This is a genomic window from Acidovorax sp. GW821-FHT11A03 (assembly GCF_058809075.1).
Genome location: NZ_JBXASG010000006.1, coordinates 20,474 through 40,813, shown reverse-complemented (window position 1 = coordinate 40,813; position 20,340 = coordinate 20,474). Strand labels below are relative to the sequence as shown.

Annotated in this window: 13 protein-coding genes; 9 read left to right on the top strand and 4 right to left on the bottom strand. The window is 72.2% G+C overall.

Going from position 1 to position 20,340, the window contains the following annotated elements; genetic code table 11:
- Positions 1–78 precede the first annotated feature (78 nt).
- The 6 genes from AC1RVY_RS15990 to AC1RVY_RS15965 all read left to right on the top strand — a co-directional run bounded on the left by AC1RVY_RS15990 (position 79) and on the right by AC1RVY_RS15965 (position 11,319).
- Positions 79–3,924, top strand: coding sequence for an ATP-binding protein (locus AC1RVY_RS15990; protein ID WP_492807155.1), 3,846 nt, complete (start codon positions 79–81; stop codon positions 3,922–3,924).
- Positions 3,925–4,077: 153 nt separating this feature from the next.
- A complete protein-coding gene (locus AC1RVY_RS15985; RefSeq protein ID WP_492807153.1) occupies positions 4,078–5,166 on the top strand; it encodes a DUF8740 domain-containing protein in 1,089 nt (362 codons plus the stop codon).
- 22 nt (positions 5,167–5,188) lie between these two features.
- Positions 5,189–5,791 carry a phage tail protein gene (locus tag AC1RVY_RS15980; RefSeq protein ID WP_255591122.1) on the top strand — a complete coding sequence of 201 codons (603 nt, stop codon included), beginning with the start codon at positions 5,189–5,191 and terminating at the stop codon, positions 5,789–5,791.
- A gap of 8 nt (positions 5,792–5,799) precedes the next feature.
- A complete protein-coding gene (locus AC1RVY_RS15975) occupies positions 5,800–6,408 on the top strand; it encodes a phage tail protein (protein WP_492244023.1) in 609 nt (202 codons plus the stop codon).
- Positions 6,409–6,425: 17 nt separating this feature from the next.
- Positions 6,426–6,995, top strand: a complete 570-nt coding sequence (locus AC1RVY_RS15970; protein WP_492807151.1) for an Ig domain-containing protein — start codon at positions 6,426–6,428, stop codon at positions 6,993–6,995.
- A gap of 271 nt (positions 6,996–7,266) precedes the next feature.
- A complete protein-coding gene (locus AC1RVY_RS15965; RefSeq protein ID WP_492807149.1) occupies positions 7,267–11,319 on the top strand; it encodes an IPTL-CTERM sorting domain-containing protein in 4,053 nt (1,350 codons plus the stop codon).
- A 9-nt stretch (positions 11,320–11,328) separates the two neighbouring features.
- Here AC1RVY_RS15965 and AC1RVY_RS15960 read toward each other — a convergent pair whose 3' ends face one another.
- The 4 genes from AC1RVY_RS15960 to AC1RVY_RS15945 form a co-directional block, all read right to left on the bottom strand.
- Positions 11,329–13,167, bottom strand: a complete 1,839-nt coding sequence (locus tag AC1RVY_RS15960) for a gamma-glutamyltransferase family protein (RefSeq protein WP_218340256.1) — start codon at positions 13,165–13,167, stop codon at positions 11,329–11,331.
- Positions 13,168–13,324: 157 nt separating this feature from the next.
- On the bottom strand, positions 13,325–14,857 hold the full coding sequence (locus AC1RVY_RS15955) for an alkaline phosphatase D family protein (protein ID WP_492807148.1): 1,533 nt from the start codon (positions 14,855–14,857) through the stop codon (positions 13,325–13,327).
- 204 nt (positions 14,858–15,061) lie between these two features.
- Positions 15,062–16,609 (bottom strand): GGDEF domain-containing protein, encoded by a 1,548-nt coding sequence (locus tag AC1RVY_RS15950; RefSeq protein ID WP_218295365.1) that lies wholly within the window; start codon positions 16,607–16,609, stop codon positions 15,062–15,064.
- Between the two features lie 106 nt (positions 16,610–16,715).
- Positions 16,716–17,690 (bottom strand): NADPH:quinone oxidoreductase family protein, encoded by a 975-nt coding sequence (locus AC1RVY_RS15945; RefSeq protein WP_492807146.1) that lies wholly within the window; start codon positions 17,688–17,690, stop codon positions 16,716–16,718.
- 146 nt (positions 17,691–17,836) lie between these two features.
- Between AC1RVY_RS15945 and surE the strand changes: the two genes are divergently transcribed.
- Genes surE through AC1RVY_RS15930 form a run of 3 tightly spaced genes read left to right on the top strand, consistent with a single transcriptional unit; the run spans position 17,837 to position 20,325 of the window.
- Positions 17,837–18,625, top strand: a complete 789-nt coding sequence (gene surE / locus AC1RVY_RS15940; RefSeq protein WP_218295363.1) for a 5'/3'-nucleotidase SurE — start codon at positions 17,837–17,839, stop codon at positions 18,623–18,625.
- Complete coding sequence (locus AC1RVY_RS15935) at positions 18,625–19,392, top strand: protein-L-isoaspartate(D-aspartate) O-methyltransferase (protein ID WP_492244018.1); 768 nt, start codon at positions 18,625–18,627, stop codon at positions 19,390–19,392. The genes surE and AC1RVY_RS15935 overlap by 1 nt, the downstream gene beginning before the upstream one ends.
- A 12-nt stretch (positions 19,393–19,404) precedes the next feature.
- Positions 19,405–20,325, top strand: coding sequence for a peptidoglycan DD-metalloendopeptidase family protein (locus AC1RVY_RS15930; protein ID WP_218295361.1), 921 nt, complete (start codon positions 19,405–19,407; stop codon positions 20,323–20,325).
- The last annotated feature ends 15 nt before the right edge of the window (positions 20,326–20,340 follow it).

The following is a 20,340-nucleotide window of genomic DNA, read 5'->3' as shown; positions in this document are numbered from 1 at the left end:
GCGGGCGGCACATAGAATGCCGCGGTGCCCGCCAGCGCACCATTCCTTCCCGTCCCCCGCTGCTCCTCTCTTCGCACCTTGACTACCTTCGTGAACGGGCCTCTTTCGCGCGAGCTGGCCATGCGCTTTCTGGGCGGATTCGACATCTCGCGCGGACAGGAGGCAGTGACCGCGTTCCCCTATGACAAGGTCCGCGCACTGCTGGCCTACCTGGCCCTGGAGCCTGGCGAGCACCGCCGCGAGCACCTGGCCGACCTGTTGTGGCCGCAGGTGGATGCCGAGCGGGCCCGCGCCAACCTGCGGGGCTGCCTCTTCGACCTGCGCCGTGCGCTGGGCGAGGCGCAGGCGACGGCGACGGGATCCCCGCCGCTGATCGAAGCGTCCCAGAAAACGCTGCGCCTGCGCGCCGGCGCCGGCTGCCGCCTGGACGTGGCCGATTTCCTCGCGGGCGCCGGCGTGCCCGTGGATGCGCCGGCTTTGCTCGAGCAGCGCGTCGCGCACTACCGGGGGCCCCTGCTGGCGGGGCTGTACCTGCCCGACGCGCCCGAGTTCGAGGCATGGCTGGCCGCGCGGCGCGAAGGGCTGCACCGCCAGGCGCTGGACATGCTGGAGCGGCTGGTGGCGCACCACGAGCTGCAGGGCCACGGCGCGAAGGCGCTGCAGTATGCGCAGCGCGCCATCGAGGTGGACCCGTGGCGCGAGCCCTTGCAGCGCAGCTATCTGCGGCTGCTCGCGCGCCGCAGCCCGTCCGCGGCGCTGACGCACTATGCCGCGTACCGCCGCGCCATCGCGCAGGAGCTGGGGGCCGAGCCCGAGCCACAGACCGTGGCGCTGGTCGAACGCATCGGCGCCGCCGCAGCACCGCAATCCCCGCGGCCCGAGGGCCTGGCGCTGCCGGAACGCCGCCGCCTTGCCGTGCTGGCCTGCGATTTCGAGCCGCGCGACGGCATGGACCCCGAGGACGCCGCCGCCGCGCTGGCGGGGCTGCTGGAGCAGGGCAGCGGGCTTGTTCGCGGGTACGCAGGCCATGTGGTCGCGGCGCAGGGGGGCGAGCTGCTCGCCTTCTTCGGCTACCCCAGCGCGCGCGAGCATGCGCCGCGCGATGCCGCGCAGGCCGCTCTCGCCCTGGTGCAGACGTGGCGTGCCGCGGCCTGCGCGGCGGACCTCGTGCCGCGCGTGGGCCTGCACGCGGGCTGGGCCTTTGTGGCCGAATCCCAAGGCCCGCCCGATGCGGCGGGCACGCTCACCAGGACGGCGCGCCGCATGGCGCAGGCTGCGCCGGCGGGGGGCGTCTTGGCCAGCGCCGCGTTGCGCGGCATCCTGGAGACGCATTTTCAATGGGGCTCTGCCCAGGAGGGCGCGGCGGTGCTGCTGGCCCGAAGGCAGGACATGCGCCGCGGGGATGCGGAGGAGCGCCCCGCCTCTCCCCTGGTCGGGCGGCGCCAGGAGCTGGACAGGCTGCTGGCCGCGTGGGGCGACGCGCAGCGGGGGCGGCAGGTGGGCGTGCTGCTGCGGGCCGATGCCGGCAAGGGCAAGTCCCGCCTGGCGGCGGCCCTGGCCCAGCAGGTCCGGGCCTGTGGCGGCCGGGTCGCCGAAGTGGCCTGCCAGGCCGAGTCGGCCCACATCCCCTATTTTCCCTTTGTCGAGCAGCTGCATCGCCAGATGGGGCTGGACCACGGCACGCCCGCCGATGCGCACCAGGGCGCCGTCCAGGCCGCCGTCCAGGTCCTGCAAGAGCTGGGGACAGAGGCCGCCCTGGCGGAGCTGCCCGTGCTGCTGCACCTGCTGGGCTTGCCCATGGACCCCGGCATTGCCGCCGCTGCGCAGCCCCTGTACCCGGCCCAGCGCAAGGAACGCGAGCAGCACCTGCTGGCGCGGCTGTTCGGCCCCGGCAGCGATGGCCGGCCGCTGCTTCTCGTCGTGGAGGACCTGCACTGGGCCGACCAGGCCACATCGGAGCTGCTCGAGCGCATGCTGGTGCCAGACCGCGATGCTCCCTTGCTCCTGCTGTGCACCACGCGGGCGCAGCCGCATGGACCGCTGGCCGCCAGGCTGGCGGTGCAACTGGAACTGGCGCCGCTGTCGTACCAGTCCATCCGCGCCCTGGTGACGCAGCTGGAGGGCGGCACGCGGCTGGGGGATTCCCAGATGGCGTCCATCGTGGGCCGCGCCGACGGGGTGCCCCTGTACGCCGAGGAACTGGCCCGTGCCGCTCTGGCGGGGGGCGCAGGCCACAGCGAGGTGCCGGCCACGCTGTGGGACGCATTGGCCGCGCGCCTGGATGGAATGGGCCCGGCCAAGCGCATCGCACAGTACGCGGCCTGCATCGGCCGCGACTTCGGAGAGGACCTGCTGCGCGCCATCGCCGGGCCGCAGGACGATGTGGGCGGCGGCCTGGAGGTACTGCAGCACGCGGGGTTGGTGCGGCGGCGGCTCGGCGGGCCGCTGTATTTCCGCCATGCGCTCATCCGCCAGGCCGCCTACGAATCGCTGGCCCAGGCCGAGCGGCGGCGGCTGCACGCCCGGCTGGCCGAGGCGCTGCGCACCGATTTTTCCGAGCGTGTGCGGGCCTATCCCGCAATCCTTGCCCACCACCTGTCCGAATCCATCCATCCCGCCGCTGCGCATGCCTGGTGGGTGGCCGGCACCCAGGCCGCATCGCGCTCGGTGCTGGGGGAGGCCATCCACGACTTCTATGCGGGCCTGGCCGCCGTGCAGGCGCTGCCCGAGGACGACCCGGGCCGCGCGCGCGACGAGCTGCTGCTGCAGGTCGGCCTGGGCACGGCCCTGGTGGGCGCGCAGGGCTATGGCTCCGACGCGGCCAGGGATTGCTTTCACCGCGCCTGGGCGCTCGCCGCCAGCGCGCCGCCGGGCATGGACCTGTTCCCGCTCATGTGGGGGCTGTGGATGGTGGGGCGCCACAGCGAGGACGAGCATCCGCTGGAATACGCCGACCGCCTGGCCCGCATGGCCGAGGGCAGCGCCGACCCGGCGCGGCGCATGGCCGTGGAGTACGCCTACGGCAACAACACCCTGTGGCTGGGCGAGTTCGCGCGCTCGCGGGGGCACCTGGAGGCGGCCATCGGCTGGAGCACGCGGGTGGGCAGTGCCGAATCGATCGCGCGGTTCGGCGAGGACATCGGCATCGCCGCGCGCGCCCTGCTGGCCTGGGTGCACTGGATCGAGGGCGACCTGCCGCGCGCGCGGGCGCTGGCCGATGACAACGTGGCCCTGGCACGCACGCTGGGCCACGCGCACAGCTTCGGCTTTGCGTTCAGCTGCGCCGCCGTGCTCTACCGCCACCTGCGCGATCCGGAGCACGCCGCCGCCCTCAGCGCCGAACTGCTGGCCTACGCGCAGCACCACCGGCTGCTGCTGTGGCAGGCCGCCGCCGCGGCGGTGCTGGGCTGGGCGCAGGCGGTGCAGGGCGATGCCCGCGCGCTGGCCCCCATCCGCGAGGGCCTGGAGGGCGCGCGGCAGGTGTTCCGCGTGATCGAGATCACCTTCATGGCGTTCCTCATCGATGCGCTGCTGCACCTGGGCCGTGGCGCCGAGGCGCTGCCCGCCATCGACGAGGCGCTGCACAAGGCGGCCGCGCACCACGACACGCATTTCGTCGCAGAACTCCTGCGCCTGCGGGGCGATGCCCTGCTGCAGCTGCGGCCGTCCGACACCGTGCCGGCGCTGCGGCTGTACCGCGACGCGCTGGCGCGGTCCGAGGCCTGCGGCGCGGCCCTGTTTGCGCTGCGCAGCGCCACGCGCATCGCACGTCTGCTGGCGGCGCAGGGGGCCTGTGGCGAAGCGGCGGCGCTGCTCGAACCCGCATTGGCTCGCGTCTCGGACCTGCCTGGCAACCCGGATCTGCACGAGGCACGGGAATGCCTGGCGCAGTGCACCGCGGCGGCCGCGGCCATGCGCCCCTGACGGAAGCATCGCGGCGGCCTGCCCCCCGGCGTTTTGTCGCGGGCCCGGTCCAGGGCCGCGATCGCGGCATTCAACGCTCTGTCAACGCCCTGCTTTCCACAATCCGCCCCTTGTCCAAGGTGCCGCGGCGCGGCGTAACAGGGAGGAGGCGGGATGGTCGTGAATGCAGCGAAGAAGGCCGAGGCGGCGTACCCATGGCGTGGCACCGTGCGTGCCGCTGCCATGGCCCTGGCGCTGGGCTGGGGGCTGGCGGCGCAAGGCAGCCATGCGGCGGTGCCCGCCTCCGTCAGCTACCAGGGGCAGCTCACCCAGCCTGGTGGCGGGCCGCTGGCGGGGCCCGTGCAATTGCAGTTCCGGCTCTACGATGCGGCCACGGGCGGCGCGGCGCTGTGGGAGGAGACCCATCCGGCGGTGGCACTGGCGACCGGCGTCTTCAGCGTGCAGCTGGGCAGCATCGCCCCGCTGGCCTTGCCGTTCGACCAGCCGTATTACCTGGGCGTGAGCGTGAACGGCGCCGCCGAGCTGGCGCCGCGCATGCCCCTGTCCAGCGCGCCCTATGCCCTGAGCGCGAAGACCGTCGCCGACGGCGCGGTCACCGCCGCCAAGATCGGCCAGGTGTGCGCCGTGGGCGAGACGCTGCTGCAGACGGCCACTGGCTGGGCCTGCGGCGCGGCCACCGGCCCGCAGGGGCCGGCGGGCGCGGCCGGGCCCATCGGCCCCATCGGCCCGGCCGGTCCCACCGGCGCGGCGGGCGCGCGGGCGCTCATCGCCACCGCCGCCGAGGCTGTTGGCGCCAACTGCGCCACCGGCGGCACGCGGGTGCAGGGTGGCAGCGACGCGAACAGCAACGGCGTGCTGGACGTGGGGGAGGTCTCCGCCACCGCCTACGTCTGCAACGGCGCCCAGGGGCCGCAGGGGCCTGCCGGGCCGCAGGGCCCCGCCGGCCCGGCCGGCGGCGGCGCCGGCAACCTGGTGCACGGCTGCTTCAGCGTGGGGCAGGCCGGCAGCGGCACGGGCTACACCGTGGCCTACGACGGCGGCACCGGCCAGCACCAGATCACCTTCACCACCGCCTTCGCCAGCGCTGGCTACACGCTGGTGCTGGACGCGCGGGCCGCGCCCACGGGCCGCGCGCGCGCCGTGCACCCGGTGGCCAAGGCGGCCGGCGCGGTCACGCTGGCGCTGGGCTGGCTCGACAGCGCCGAGACGGCGCAGCCGGTGTGCTTCATCGCCGCGCAGTGATGCATCAAGAGAACGACATGCCATGAAGAAGAACCACGCTTTTGCTTCCCTGGCCCTGGCGGCCGCCCTGGCCGCCGGCGCATCGCCCGTGATGGCGCAGCAGGAATGCATGATGGGTGAGCTGCGCCTGTTCGCCGGCAACTTCGCGCCCCGCAACTGGGCCCTGGCGCAGGGGCAGATGCTGGCCCTCAACGCCCAGACGGCAGCGCTGTTCAGCATCCTGGGCACCACCTACGGCGGCAACGGATCCTCCACCTTCGCCCTGCCGGACCTGCGCGGGCGCGTGGCGGTCGGCGAGGGGCAAGGGTTCGGACTGACCTACCGCGCGCTGGGGGACCAGTGGGGCGCTGAGACGCACACGCTGACCACCGGCCAGATGCCCCTGCACATCCACGCCCTGAACGTGGCCAGCAATGCCCCGGCCACCACGGGCACCCCCGGTAGCGACAAGGTGTTGGCCGTGGCGCAGAACGCGGGGCTGTATGCCGCCGCGTCGCCGTCGGTGCAGCTGGCCGCCACCAGCGTGGCGTCCGCCGGCAACGGACAGGCGTTCCTGATCCTGCCGCCGAGCCTGGGCATGAACTACATCATCTGCACCGCGGGTGACTTCCCCGTCCGGCCGTGAGCACCGCCATGCAAACACGGCGAACACGGCTGGGCCAGCTCCTGCTGGCCGGCACGGGCCTGCTGGCATGCGCCGGCACCGGCGCGCAGGTGGCCGGCAACTGCCTGCTGGGCGATGTGCGGCTGTTCGCGGGCGACTACGCGCCGGTGGGCTGGATGCTCGCCAACGGCCAGGCCCTGAGCATCACCGACCACAACGCGCTTTTCTCGGTGCTGGGCACCACCTGGGGCGGCGACGGCATGACCCACTTCAACCTGCCCCATCTGGGCAGCCGGATCCCGGTGGGCACGGGCCAGGGACTGGGGCTGGCCACCGACGTCGTCGAAGGCACACACCGGGGCGACGAGCAGATGTGGCTTCAGCACTGGAACCTGCCGCCCCACAGCCACGCGGTGGCGGCGGCGGGCGGCGCGGCCACCAGCGCCACGCCCGCTGCCGGCATGGCGCTGGCCGCGGTGCCGGAGGCGGGCGCCTTCGCGGCGGTCGCGCCCGACACCCGGCTGGCGCCCACGTCGGTGGGGAGCGCGGGCTCCACCCAGCCGTTCGAGAGGCTGCCGCCGTCGCTGGCGCTGAACTACATCATCTGTGTGGGCGGCACGTACCCCACGCGGAACTAGCGGGCAGGGAGCGCGGCATGCCATCCTTTCTTCTCTCCTCGGGCCGCGCGGCTGCTGCGCTCGCCCTGCTGGCTGGCGCCCTGGGGGCGCCGCCCGCAGCGGCCCAGGCCGGCGCCATCGCGGGGCAGGCCGTGGCGGGCCTGTCGTCGGGCGGCGGCGTGGTGCTGCACAGCGGCGCCGTCATTCCTCTGGCCAGCACGCCGGTGCTCACGGGGGGCAGCCTGCCCGGGGGCGTGGCGGGCGTGGCCTACAGCCAGAGCCTGTCGGCCACGGGGGGCACGCCGCCCTACACCTACGCCCTGGCGGCCGGAAGCAGCCTGCCGGCGGGCATGTCCCTGTCCGCGGGAGGCCTGCTGTCGGGCGCCCCCACGGCAGCGGGCCACTACGGCTTTTCGGTGCAGGTCACGGACGCCGCGGCGCAGACGGCCACGGTGACCTATGTGTTCTCGGTGGCCGCCGCGCCCGGTCCAGGCGGGCCCGCGACCCCGGTCGCCGTGCCGCTGGGCGGCCCGTGGGCGGGCACGGTGCTGGCGCTGCTGATGGCCGGGGGCGCGGCCACCGCGCGCCGCCGTCAGCGCAAGGATTGATGCCATTTTGGGCTGCAGCGCTTTACCGCAAAGCGCTGGAAGCTATTAAAAATATAGCAAAACATGCGCGAACCGGTGCCTGCGCTCCCGCGTGCACCCGCCAGGGCGGCGGGCGTTCAACGCTGCGTCAACGCTGCCTGCGAACAATCGCGGCCCAACACGGTGCCGTGCAGCGGCTGAAGGGGGAGGGGATATGGGCGGTTGGAAGGCGGGGTTGCGGATGCGCCGGTGGGTGCTGGGTTGTCTGCTGGCGTGTGCCTGCGGAGGGGCGGTGGCCGATGACCCGGAACCCGGCTTCACCAACTACGCGCAGCTGGCCTCCATCGCGGTGGGCGGTGTCGCCGCGGTTTACCCGCTGGGAGATCTTACCGACGACCCGCTGCGGGTGGCGGTGCCGGGCATCCGCATCGGCCATTGCGCGCCGCAGAGCATCGCGGTGCGGGCCTGGCAGCCCAACTACCAGCCCTATACCGTGCGGGCCCTGGGGCAGACGCTCCACCTGTTCGGCGGCGAGACGGAGGGCGCGCTGTCCGTCCCCCTGGCGTTTGGCGCCAACACGGTGGAGCTGGCGGTGGAGCGGCCCCTGTCGTTCGACTACACCGCCAGGGCCTTCTACACGCTGCAGATCGAGCGCGAGGGGCCGGGCGCCAACGCCGAGCTGGCCGCCCTGGCGCTGTCGGCGGGCATGCTCTCCCCGCCGTTCGATCCGGCCACGCACAGCTACAGCGCCACCGTGCGCGACCGGTCCGTGGCGGTGGTCGCCACGGCGGCGGACTGCCCCGGCCTCACGGTCAACGGCCAGCCGGTGGCCAGCGGCAGCGCATCGCCGGCCATCCCGCTGGCCCTGGGCGCGAACACGGTGACGGTGCAGTCCATGGCTCAGGACGGCACCACCCGCACCTTCGATCTGGCCATCACGCGGCTGGCCAGCGCCAGCGCCGACCTGGACAGCCTCGCCCTGTCCGGCGCCGCGCTCAGTCCGGCCTTCGACAGCGCCGTGACGGGCTACAGCGCCACGGTGCCCTATGCCACCACGGCGGTGTCGCTCACGGCGTCGCCAGCTGCATCCACCGCCACCCTCACCGTCAACGGGGCGTCCTTGGCGGCGGGCGTGCCGCATTCCGTGGCGCTGCAGGCGGGGGCCGCCACGGCGATCGCCGTCGGCGTGCAGTCGGAGGACGGCTTGGCCACCAGGACCTACACCGTGACCGTGGCCCGCGCCGCGCCCGACACCAACGCCCGGCTGGCGGCGCTGGCCCTGTCGGCGGGCACACCGAGCCCGGCGTTCGATCCGGACGTAATGCTCTACACCGCATCGGTGGCCGGCACCGTCAGCGCGGTGACCGTCACGCCCACCCCCGCCTTCGCCGGGGCGTCGGTCACGGTCAACGGCGCGCCCGTGGCGGCCGGGGGCGGCGTGAGCGTGCCGCTCGCGCCCGGCACCAACACCATCGCCGTTCGGGCCACGGCGCAGGACGGCGCTACGCAGCGCACGTACACGCTGCGCGTGGTGCGTGCCAGCCTCGTGAACAGCGCCAGGCTGCTGGGGCTGGCGCTGTCCAGCGGCACGCCCTGGCCGTCGTTCCATCCCGCAATCGCCGCCTACACCGTGCGGGCCGCCAGCGATGCCTCCACGCTCACGGTCACGCCCACGGCGGAGGATGCGACGGCCACCATCCTCGTCCATGGTGGTCCGGTGGTGCCGGGAGAGGCCTCGGCGCCGATTCCCCTGCAGCCCGGCCACAACGCCATCACCATCCAGGTCACCAGCACCGACGGCCTGCAGACCGGCAGCTACACGCTGGACGTGCTGCGCGGACGCACCGACGCGGCGCTGGCCGGGCTGACGCTGTCGGGCGGCAGCCTCAGCCCCGCGTTCGACCCGGACGTGCTGGCCTACAGCGCCAGCGTGCCTTTCGTGATGGCCTCCGTGCGGGTGGGGCTGGCGCTGCCCGATGCCGAGGCCACGGCCCGCGTCGGCGGGCAGATGCTGCGCAGCGGCCATGCCGCCACCGTGGCGCTGGCGCCGGGGCCCAACACCGTGCCGGTGCAGGTCATGTCCAGCGACGGCATGGTGCAGCGCACCTACCTGGTTTCCATCACGCGCCAGGCGCCGCAGGCGGTGCCGCTCGCGCACAACCCGACGGCCTTCGCCGCGCCGCTGTCGTTGCCGCTGGAGGGCACGCAGGCCGTGACGCTCGCGGTGGGCGACGTGGATGGCGATGGGCATGTGGACATCGCCGCGGTGAGCCTGGTCCGGCGGGACATCGCGCTTCTCGCGGGCCGGGGCGATGGCACCTTCGCCGCCGCGCAGTGGTCGCCGGTGGGGTTGGGCGACGGTTTCCTGCTGGCACTGGGCGACTTCCAGGGCGACGGCTGGCTGGACGCGATGGCGGTGGATGGCAGCCACGCCCAGCTGGCCTTGGGCCTGGGCGATGGGCGCTTCAGTGCGCTGTCGCCCCCGCTGGCCTGGCCGCCCGCGGCGGCCGCGGGCGTCGCGGCGCTGGACGTGGACGGCGATGGCCGCCCCGATCTCGTGTCGCCCGGCGCGAACGGCGCTGCCGTGCAGCGCGGCCTGGGCGGCGGCCGCTTCGCGGACGCGCAGCCGGTGGGGAGCCTGGGCTGGGTGCGGTACGTCGTCGGCGGGGACTTCAATGGCGATGGGCGGATCGACCTGGTGCTGGCCAGCGGCGACGGTGCGCTGCAACTGCTGCCGGGCCTGCCCCTGGGCGGTTTCGGCGCGCCTTTCGACGGGACGCTGGGCGTGCCCATGGGCGGGGCGGTTCCGCGCGTGGGCGACCTCGACGGCGACGGGCGCGATGACCTCGTCGTCGCCGTGTCGGTGAACGGCGTGAGCACGGTGTTCGTGCTGCGGGGCCGCCCGGACGGCAGCTTCGAGAACCCCGTGCGCTTCGCCAGCGGCCTGGGGCCCATGATCGGCCAGGAGGTACCGCAGGACGTGGTGGTGGGCGATTTCAACGGCGACGGCCATCCCGACGTCGCCGTGCTCAACGGCAACGGCGGCGCCTTCAATGTCGCCATCCTGGCGGGGCAGGGCGATGGCAGCCTGGCGGCGCCGCAGCTGCATTACGTTCCGTGGCTGCCCTCGCGCATGGCGATGGCCGACCTCGACGGCGACGGCAAGCCCGACCTGGTGATGAACGCGCTGTCGAACCGGGGGGAGGGGCTGAGGGTGCTGCGCAACACCGCGCCCGACCTGGCCCAGGTGGTGCCGTCCAGCGGCACGCTGAGCCCGGCGTTCTCGGGCGCCGTCACCGCCTATGCCGTGCAGTTGCCCGTGGGCGGCCCGGACTTCACGCTCACGCCCTGGCTGGCCTTCGGCACCACCGAGGTGCGCGTCAACGGCGTGCCGGTGGCCAGCGGCAGCGCATCGGCGCCCGTCGCGGTGCCCGCCGGCGGCAGCGCGGTCGTCACGGTGAGCGTGCTGGCGCGCGATGGCGGCACGGCCACCTACACCTTCTCCGCCACGCGCCCCGTGCCCAGCGCGAATGCCCTGCTGGGCGCGCTCACGCTGTCCGCGGGCAGCCTGGGCCCGGCGTTCGATGCCGGCACCCTGCAGTACACGGCGAGCGTGGACCACGCGGTGGCGTCCATCACGCTGACGCCCCTGGCGGCCGAGGCCACGGCCAGCGTGCGGGTCAACGGCGCGCTGGTGGCGCGCGGCAGCGCGTCGGCGCCCATCGCGCTGGCCGTGGGCGACAACCCGGTCACGGTGCTGGTCACGGCGCAGAGCGGTGCCACGCTGTCGTACGTGGTGCGCGTGGTGCGTCCGGCCGCCGCCACCCAGTTCACGGGCGAGGGGCCGGGCGGCGCCGTCACGGCGGGTTTTTCGGGCGGCGGGGCCGGCTGCGGCTTTGCCGCCAGCAGGTTCGTTCCCGCCGCCAGCGTGGCGCCGGCGGCGCCCACGGGCGTGGCCTTTCCGCACGGGCTGTTCGATTTCGCCACCGCCGGGTGCGCGGCAGGGGCCACGCTGCACTTCACCATCACCTATCCCGCGCCGCTGCCGCCCGGCACGCGCTATTGGAAGTGGGGCCCCACGCCCGGCAACGCGGCTGCGCACTGGTACGAGCTGCCCGCCACCATCAGCGGAAACACGGTGCGGTTCAGCATCACCGATGGGGGCCTGGGCGACGATGACTTTGCCCTGGGGCCCAACGGTGCGGTGCGGGATGCGGGAGGCCCCGGCGTGCCCATGGTGTCCGGCGCGACGGCCGTGCCCACGCTGTCGCCCTGGGCCCTGCTGCTGCTGGCGGCCGGTGTGGCGGCCCTGGCGGGGGCCGGCCGGCGGCGCGCGGCACGGTGAGCGCGGGGCTCAGTCCCCCATCACCACGCCCTCGCGCCGCGGGTCGGCGCCGCCCATCCAGAGCTTCTTGCCGTGGGCGTTGCCCAGGGTGATGGCCTGCAGGCCGCTGGTCATGTTCATCTCGCGCACCTCGGCGCCGCGTGCGCGCAGGGCCTCCACCGTGGCGGGCGGGAAGCGCTTTTCCTCCAGCAGCGTGGGCCCGTTCATGGAGCCGAAGTTGGGCAGGTTGATGGCCTGCTGGGGCATCAGGCCCCAGTGGAAGACGCCGTAGAGCGTCTTGGCCGTGTAGTGGATGATGGCCGCGCCGCCGGGGCTGCCGCCGCTCATCAGCAACTCGCCGGTGGCCTTGTCGAACACCAGCGTGGGCGCCATGGACGAGCGCGGGCGCTTGCCGGGCTGCACGCGGTTGGCGATGGGCTGGCCCTGGGCATCGGCGGGCGCGAAGCTGAAGTCGGTGAGCTCGTTGTTGAGCAAAAAGCCCTTGACCATTTGCCGCGCGCCGAACTGGTCTTCGATGGTGGTGGTCATGGCCACCGCGTTGCCGAACGCGTCGACGATGCTGATGTGGCTGGTGCCGTACTCGGGCTGGTCGGGCATGGGCGCGTAGCTGGCCTTCACCGCGCCGGGGTTGCCGGGCTGCGCGACCTTCATGCTCTGTGCGCCGATGAGCTTGGCGCGTTCGGCCAGGTAGGCGGGGGCGAGCAGGCTGCTCCAGCTGCCGGCGGGAGGCTGCACGAAGTCCGGGTCTGCCACGTACTGCGCGCGGTCGGCAAAGGCCAGGCGCGCGGCCTCGGTGTACAGGTGCAGCCAGTCGGCCGAGGGGATACCGTCCTGCAGCGGCTTGGCGGCCGCGTCGGTGTTCTTGAGGATGCCCAGGATCTGCCCGATGGCGATGGCGCCCGAGCTCGGCGGCGGAAAGCCGCAGACGCGGAAGTCCTTGCTGGCGACCTGGTAGTCGTGGCACAGCGCCTCGCGCTTTTTGGGCTGGTAGCCGGCCAGGTCGGCCAGGCTGAGCTTGCCGGGGTTGGTGGGGTGCTTTTGCACCTTGTCGACGATGGCCTGGGCGATCTCGCCCTCGTGCAGGGCCTTGCTGCCTTCGGCGGCGATGCGGCGCAGCACCGCGGCCAGTTCGGGGTTGCGCAGGTTGAAGCCCACGTCCCGCGCGTCGCCGTCGGGCTTGTAGAAGTAGGCGGCGGCGACCGGGTCTTTCTTCAGGTGCGGATCGGCCTGGGCCAGGGTGTTCAGGCGCGCGCTGACCTTGAAGCCGCCCTCGGCCAGGGTGATCGCGGGCTGGAACAGCGTGGCCCAGGGCAGCTTGCCGTGCTGCTTGTGGGCCAGTTCGAGCATGCGCACGGTGCCGGGCACGCCGACCGAGCGGCCGCCCACCACGCCGTCGTAAAACGGCACGGGTTTGCCGTCGGCGCCGAGGAAGAGTTTTTCGTCGGCGGCGGCGGGCGCGGTCTCGCGCCCGTCATAGGCCTCCACCACCTTGCCGCTGCTGTGCAGCAGGAAGGCGCCGCCGCCGATGCCGCTGGACTGCGGCTCGACCAGGGTCAGCACCATCTGCACCGCGATGGCTGCGTCCACGGCCGAGCCCCCGGCCTTGAGGATCTGGTAGCCTGCGTCGGTGGCCAGCGGGTTGGCGGCGGCCACGGCGAATTTCTCGGTGGCCCAGCCGGGTTTTTCGGTGTAGCCCGAGGAGCCTTCGGGCTGGGCCGGCACGGTGTAGGCGAACTGCGAGGGGGCGCTGGCGCAGCCGGCCAGCAGTGCGGCGAGCGCGGCGCAGGTGATCAGGCCAGGGCGCAAGCTGCGGGGGGATGCCGGGGCCGGCGAGACGATGGGGGACATGGGCTTCTCCTTCGTGGCAAGCAAGAAGCGGCCATCGTACGGTGCCCAGCCTGCGCGGGGGCTCGGCGTTACATTGCGCTACAGGCGCACGGTTTGAGGCCTTTTGCGGCTCTGTCTCTTTCTGGATAAGCGCTGATAGCTATCAAAAAATGAGCGTTCACGCCGGCACGGGTCCCGCGCGGCCGTCCTGAACCACGAACCGGGCCAGGGTGCTGGCGCCGCTGTCCGCGCGCATCGGGTCGTCCACCGCGCGCAGGGTGGTGGTCCAGCGCTCGGGCGTGATGTCCGCCAGGCCGTAGCCGCGCAGGTCGCAGCGGGCCAGCAGCACGTGGGGGTTGTGCCGCGCCACGGCGTCCACCTTGTCCTGCGTGGTGCCCGAGCGCGAGCTGATGGAGGTGCCGCAGAACTCGCTGGCGATGACGGGCGAGCCGGGGCGGTCCGCGTCGGCGTGCACGCGGCACACGTAGTTCTGGTGGATGTCGCCGCCCAGCAGCACGGTGTTGCGGGGCGCGTGGCGGGCCACCGATTGCAGCAGGCGTGCGCGGCCTGCGGGGTAGCCGTCCCAGCTGTCGGTGGACACCATGCCCGAGGGGTAGTGACGCGGCGAGAACAGCGTCTGCTGCGCGACCACGCTCCAGTGTGTGGTGTCGCGGGTGGCCGCGTCGCTGGCCAGGCCGGCGTCGAGCCACTGCTCCTGCGCCGCGTCCAGAAAGCTGCGGGCGGGGTCGCCCAGGTCGGCGCACTGGCCGCCGCGCACTGCGCCTGCGCTGGCGGATTCCAGTGTGCGGCAGGCCTGCCAGGTGCGGTACTGGCGGCCGTCCAGCAGGTGGATGTGGGCCAGCCGGCCCCAGCGCAGGCGGCGGTAGACCTGCAGCGCGTCCCACCGGGTGTCGGGGAAGGGCCGGTTCAGGCTGGCCGCGCGCAGCGGCATGTTCTCGTAGAAGGCCTGCCATGCGGCGCCGCGCATCGCCGCAAAGCCGGTGGCGTCGCCCCGGCCTGCGCCGGCGGCGTAGTCGTTCTGCACCTCGTGGTCGTCCCAGGTCACGGCCCAGGGGCAGGCGGCGTGGGCGGCCTGCAGGGCCGGGTCGCTCTTGTGCAGCGCGTACCGGTCTCGGTAGTCGGCCAGCGTGGTGGCCAGCTGGAGGCTGTGGGTGCGCGCCAGGTCGGCCGTGTTCCTGGGCGTGGCGTATTCGTAGATGTAGTCGCCCAGGAACAGCACCAGGTCGGGCTGGTCGGCCGCCAGGTGGCGCCATGCGGCGTAGTGGCCGTGCTCCCAGCGCTGGCAGGAGGCAAATCCCACGCGCAACGCGCCAGGCAGGTCGCCCGGTGCGGGGGCCGTGCGCGTGCGGCCCACCGTGCTCACTGCATCGCCCAGCATGAAGCGGTAGTGGTACCAGCGGTCCGGGGCCAGGCCGCGCAGCTCCACATGCACGCTGTGGCCGAGCTGCGGCAGGGCAGGCGCCTCGCCCTTTTGCACGATCTTCGCAAAGCGCGCATCGTGCGCCACCTCCCACCGCACGGTGTGGGCGGCCTGCACCTGCGCCGCATCGGCCAGCACCAGCCGCGTCCACAGCACCACGCCGTCGGGCGCCGGGTCTCCACTGGCCACGCCCAGCGCGAACGGATTGGCGTGCAGCGACGGCGGGTTGCTCCAAGCCCAATGGGGCAGGCTGGTGGCAGCGGCAGCCATGGCTGCGCGCCGCAGAAAGGACCGTCTTTGCTCTGGGGGCACTGCAGGGTGCGCCTTAGTGCGCTGCGCTCAAAACTGGCGCAGCCCAGGCCAGCGGCCGCCGCGCAAGGGCCGCCAAGCTGCGGATGCGGCGCTTCGCTTGCGTGCGCTGGCGGCGTCCCCGTCCGGGGGAAGGCGCCGAAGGCGACACAGGGGGGCTTCCTTTCATGCCGCCATCACGCGGTTCTTGCCCGAGCGCTTGGCCAGGTACATGGCCTGGTCGGCGCGGCGGATGGTGTCCGCGCTGTCTTCGCTGTCGTGCAGCTGGGCGACCCCGGCGCTGAAGGTGATGAGCACCTTCTCGGAGCCCTGCAGGAAGAAGCGTGTCGTGAGCTCCCGCTGCAGCCGCGTCATGGCGGCCACGCCGCTTTCCACGGGGGTGTCCGGCAGCACCAGCACGAATTCCTCGCCGCCGTAGCGTGCCAGCAGATCCTGGGGGCGCATGACCTCGCGCGTGACCTGCGCCAGGTGCACCAGCGCCGCATCGCCGCCGGAATGCCCCAGTCGGTCGTTGATGGTCTTGAAGTTGTCCACGTCGAGCAGCGAGAGGCACAGCGGAGACCCCAGGCGGCGCGCACGCGCGATTTCGCGCTCGATGGCCTCGTCCAGGCCCTTGCGGTTGAGCGAGCCGGTGAGCGGGTCGTGCCGGGCCTGCTGGCTGGCGCGGTCGAGCTCTTCCTGCAGCTTGGCCACTTCGGCGCGCTTGGCTTCGGTGCGCTCGCGCAGCTCATGGAGCTCGTCGTGCGTGACGCGGCTGTCCAGCGCCATCGCGCGGGTGGCGGTCATCACCTCGTGCAGCACGGGGGCGATCTCCTCCAGCGTGTTGGCCTTGCCGATCAGGTCGGCGCACCGTGCCATCGTGCCCTGGTAGGTGGTGCTGGACGCCGTGATCCGGGCCAGCCGTTCGATGAACGTGGCCAGCATGTCCTTCATCTGCTCCTGGGCCTCGACCGTGCGGGCCTTGGCCTCGGCCTGCTTGAAGATCACGTCCTTGAGCCGGCGCTGCACGTCGTCCAGCCGGCGCAGCGTGAGCGGCGGCGTGGACGCGGCCATGAGCGCCTCGGCCTGGCCGTGCAGCCAGCGGTCTTCCAGGCTGAGCACGGCGATGTTCTCGAACACCATGTGCAGCAGCTCCAGCAGGCTGGCGCGGATGGAGGCCTGCTCCTCGGTGGCGAACGACAGCCTGTAGGTGAAGTTGCCCAGCATGAGCTGCACCGTGGAGATGGGGGGCGCGGGCTCCTTCAGGAAGGTGATGAGCTGCTGCGCCATGTCGATCACGCGGGCATCGTCTTCACCAAGCGCGGGCAGCGTGTTGTCGATGAGGCGCGCCAGCATCTGCGCAAACTCGTCCGGCAGGATGCCTGGCGAGGCAGTGGCCGCGGCCCCGGGGGCCGGCTCCACCGGCGCCGATGCCGCCGTGGCGGGGTTCAGGCCCAGGTTGGCGTAGCCCACCAGCACACTTTGTAGCGAAGTCCAGTCTTTGTTGTTGACGGCGCGTTCGAATTGGCCCAGCAGGCGCTTCTGTGCGGGCGTCTGCCCCGGCAGCACCCTCAGGATGTGCTGCAGGGGGCCTTCGGGAAATGGCTGCGGGCTGCGGACTCCTGCGATCTCGTCATACAGCGCCAGATAGTTGTCGGGCGTCGGGGGAAGGCGCCGGGTGGCCAGCTGCTTGAGCGTCTCGCGCGCGATTTCGGAAGGTGGTCGGTCGGCCATGTGCGGACACCAGTGTCAGGGAGAAGCAGGATGCGCGAGTGTGACACAGCGGCCGGATTCCCGGGGCCTGGATGAAGCCGGGCGGCGCGCCCGGCGGGCCACAGGCTCAGTTCACCATCACCAGCTTGCCCATCACGCCCCGCGAACCCATGTGCGCATAGGCGGCGGGCAGCTCGGCCATGGGCATGGTGCGGTCGATCACGGGCTTGATCTTGCCCTGGGCATACCACTGCGCCAGCTCACCCATCATGGCGGCATTGGCCTTGGGTTCGCGCTTGGCGAAGTCGCCCCAGAACACGCCCACGATGGAGGCACCCTTGAGCAGCGCGAGGTTGAAGGGCAGGGCCGGGATGGGGCCGGAGGCAAACCCCACCACCAGGTAGCGGCCGCGCCAGGCGATGGAGCGGAACGCGGGCTCGGCGAAATCGCCGCCCACCGGGTCGTAGATCACGTCCGGGCCCTTGCCGTCGGTGAGCGCCTTGATGGATTCGCGCAGGTTGTCCTTGCTGTAGTTGATGGTGGCGTCCGCCCCGATGGAGGTGCACAGCGTGCATTTCTCGTCGGTGGAGGCGGCAGCGATCACGCGTGCGCCCATGGCCTTGGCGATCTGGATGGCCGAGGTGCCCACGCCGCCGGCGGCGCCGAGCACCAGCACCGTTTCGCCGGCCTTGAGCTGGGCGCGGTCCACCAGCGCGTGGTACGACGTGGCGTAGATCATGATGAAGGCTGCAGCATCCACGTGCGGGAAGCCGTCGGGCAGGGGCATGCACAGCGCCGCGGGCGCGATCGTGTGGGTGCCGAAACCGCCCGTGCCCGACAGGCAGGCCACGTTCTGGCCCACTTTCAGATGCGTCACGCCGTCGCCCACGGCGGCCACGACGCCCGCGTATTCAGAGCCGGGCACGAAGGGCAGTGGCGGCTTCATCTGGTATTTGTTCTGCACGATGAGCAGGTCGGGGAAGTTCAGGCTGGCTGCCTTGATCTCGATGAGCACCTCGCCCGCCTTGGGCGTGGGCGTGGGCAGTTCGGTCCAGGCCAGGGCGTCGACGCCGACGGGGTTGGTGCAAAGCCAAGCGTGCATGGGAAAAGTCTCCTGTCAATGTGGGACGCATGATAGGCGGGGCCTGCCGGGGCGCGATGTCCCACGAGCGACGGCCTGCGCCTGCGTTGCGCAGGGCAGGGCCCGGGGCACGCCACCTACAATCCGTTGCAACCCCTTCTGCAACCATGAAAATTCTGATTTCCAACGACGACGGCTACCAGGCTCCGGGCATCGTGGCGCTGCACGATGCGCTCAAGACCCTCGACGGGGTGGAGGTCGAGGTGGTCGCGCCAGAGCACAACAACAGCGCCAAGTCCAATGCGCTCACCCTGCATTCGCCGCTGTATGTGCACCAGGCGCACAACGGTTTCCGCTACGTGAACGGCACGCCCGCAGACTGTGTGCACATCGCCCTCACCGGCCTGCTGGGCTACCGGCCCGACCTGGTGGTGTCGGGCATCAACAACGGCGCCAACATGGGCGACGACACCATCTATTCCGGCACCGTGGGCGCGGCGATGGAGGGGTATCTGTTCGGCATCCCCGCCATTGCCTTCTCGCAGGTGGACAAGGGCTGGGGCGAGATCGAGGCGGCCGCGGCCAAGGCGCGCGAGATCGTCGCGCAGATGCGGGCCCAGCGTCTCGTGACAGAGACCCCATGGCTGCTGAATGTGAACATTCCCAACATGCCGCTGGAGGCGCTGCAGCCCCTCAAGCTGTGCCGGTTGGGGCGCCGCCACGCGGCCGAGCGGGTGATCGTGCAGGAAAGCCCCCGGGGCGAGGCGATGTACTGGATCGGCAGCGCGGGGGCGGCCAAGGACGATGCGGAAGGCACGGATTTTCATGCCACGGCGCAAGGCCACGTGTCGATCACTCCGCTGAAGGTGGACCTGACGGACCACGACAACCTGGGCTACTGGGCACAGACCGCGTCCCGCCTTGTGGCAGGCGTGGCCGGGGCGCCGGGACCGTGATGCAGCGCCGCCCCGGATTCCCTGCCAGGTTGCCAGGATCTGGACCTTCTCCCGCCAGGCCCGCCCCGGTCGCTCCGCCCGCGCGCCAGCCGGCGGCGGCGCCGGTGGGGGTGGGGCTGGATTCGGCGGCGGTGCGCGCGCGCATGGTGCACAAGCTGGCGGCCGGAGGCATCACGTCGCCGGCGGTGCTGCACGCCATGGGCACCGTGGAGCGCCATCGTTTTGTCGACAGCGCGCTGGTCAACCAGGCGTATGAGGACACCAGCCTGCCGATTGGCCTTGGGCAGACCATTTCCAAGCCGAACGTCGTGGCCCGCATGTGCGAGCTGCTGCTGGGCGCCGAAGGCGCGCGCGCGGGCGGATTGGGACGTGTGCTGGAGATCGGCACGGGCTGCGGCTACCAGGCGGCCGTGCTGAGCCACCTGGCGCGCGAGGTCTATACCCTGGAGCGCCTGCGGGGCCTGCACGACAAGGCGCGCCACAACCTGCGCCCGTTTCGCCTGGCCAATGTCCACTTGCTGTTCGGGGACGGCATGCTGGGCTACGCCAAGGGCGCGCCTTACGCGGCCATCATCGCCGCCGCGGGCGGGGATGCCGTGCCGCAGGCGTGGTGCGACCAGCTGGCGGTCGGAGGGCGGCTGGTGGCGCCCATGGCGGTGGCAGGCGGGCAGCAGATGTTGCTGGTGATCGACAAAACCCCGCACGGATTGAAACAAAACGTGCTCGAGCCCGTACATTTTGTCCCCCTAAAATCGGGGATTGCCTGAAGGGAAATGCTTATGTTCGTATCGCGTGGTCTTGTGGTTGGGTTTACCGTGGCGCTGGCGGGGCTTGCGCTCACCGGTTGCGGCACCCGGCTGAACAAGGCTCCTGTGGAAGACCGGGGCACATCCTCCTCGTCCTCCGCGCCTCCGCCAGCGGCCCAGCCCGGCGTGGTGGTGGGGACACCCCTCAAGCCGCTGCCCGGCGCGGAAAATGCCGGAAAACCAGGCTACTACACGGTCAAGCCGGGAGATACCCTCATTCGCATCGGCCTGGAGTCGGGCCAGAGCTGGAAAGACATTGCGCGCTGGAACAACCTCGAGAACGCGAATCTGATCGAAGTGGGCCAGGTGCTGCGCGTGGCGCCGCCCGCGCCCGCCTCGCAGGCCGTGGCCGCCGACAGCGGCGTGGTCACCCGCCCGGTGACCTCCTCGACGGTGACGCCCGCCAATCCCGCCAGTGCGGCCGTGCCCCCGGCCAGCGCGGCCAAGCCCGCCACCTCGGCGGCCTCCGGCCCCGTGGTGGCCGTCGCGCCGGCAACGCCGACACCGTCGTCGGGTGCCGCGGAAGACGACATGGCATTCATCTGGCCCGCTCCGGGCTCGCTGATCGCCGGGTTCGACGAGGCGCGCAACAAGGGATACGACATTGCTGGCAAGGCGGGAGACCCCGTCCTGGCCGCCGCCGACGGCCGCGTGGTGTATGCGGGCGCGGGGCTGCGCGGATACGGCAACCTCGTCATCCTCAAGCACAACAACACCTTTCTGACAGCGTACGCGCACAACCAGACCCTGCTCGTCAAGGAGGACCAGTCCGTGCGCAAGGGGCAGAAAATTGCCGAGATGGGCAGCACCGACGCCGACCGCGTCAAGCTGCACTTTGAAATCCGCCGGCAAGGCAAGCCCGTCGACCCGTCGCGCTACCTGCCTGCACGTTGATTTCCGCCGTGGCTT

Coding starts and splice junctions, on each gene's coding strand:
- AC1RVY_RS15985 (WP_492807153.1), top strand. CDS start 4,078: ATGGTCGTGAATGCAGCGAAGAAGGCCGAGGCGGCGTACCCATGGCGT.
- AC1RVY_RS15980 (WP_255591122.1), top strand. CDS start 5,189: ATGAAGAAGAACCACGCTTTTGCTTCCCTGGCCCTGGCGGCCGCCCTG.
- AC1RVY_RS15975 (WP_492244023.1), top strand. CDS start 5,800: ATGCAAACACGGCGAACACGGCTGGGCCAGCTCCTGCTGGCCGGCACG.
- AC1RVY_RS15970 (WP_492807151.1), top strand. CDS start 6,426: ATGCCATCCTTTCTTCTCTCCTCGGGCCGCGCGGCTGCTGCGCTCGCC.
- AC1RVY_RS15960 (WP_218340256.1), bottom strand. CDS start 13,167: ATGTCCCCCATCGTCTCGCCGGCCCCGGCATCCCCCCGCAGCTTGCGC.
- AC1RVY_RS15955 (WP_492807148.1), bottom strand. CDS start 14,857: ATGGCTGCCGCTGCCACCAGCCTGCCCCATTGGGCTTGGAGCAACCCG.
- AC1RVY_RS15950 (WP_218295365.1), bottom strand. CDS start 16,609: ATGGCCGACCGACCACCTTCCGAAATCGCGCGCGAGACGCTCAAGCAG.
- AC1RVY_RS15945 (WP_492807146.1), bottom strand. CDS start 17,690: ATGCACGCTTGGCTTTGCACCAACCCCGTCGGCGTCGACGCCCTGGCC.
- surE (WP_218295363.1), top strand. CDS start 17,837: ATGAAAATTCTGATTTCCAACGACGACGGCTACCAGGCTCCGGGCATC.
- AC1RVY_RS15935 (WP_492244018.1), top strand. CDS start 18,625: ATGCAGCGCCGCCCCGGATTCCCTGCCAGGTTGCCAGGATCTGGACCT.
- AC1RVY_RS15930 (WP_218295361.1), top strand. CDS start 19,405: ATGTTCGTATCGCGTGGTCTTGTGGTTGGGTTTACCGTGGCGCTGGCG.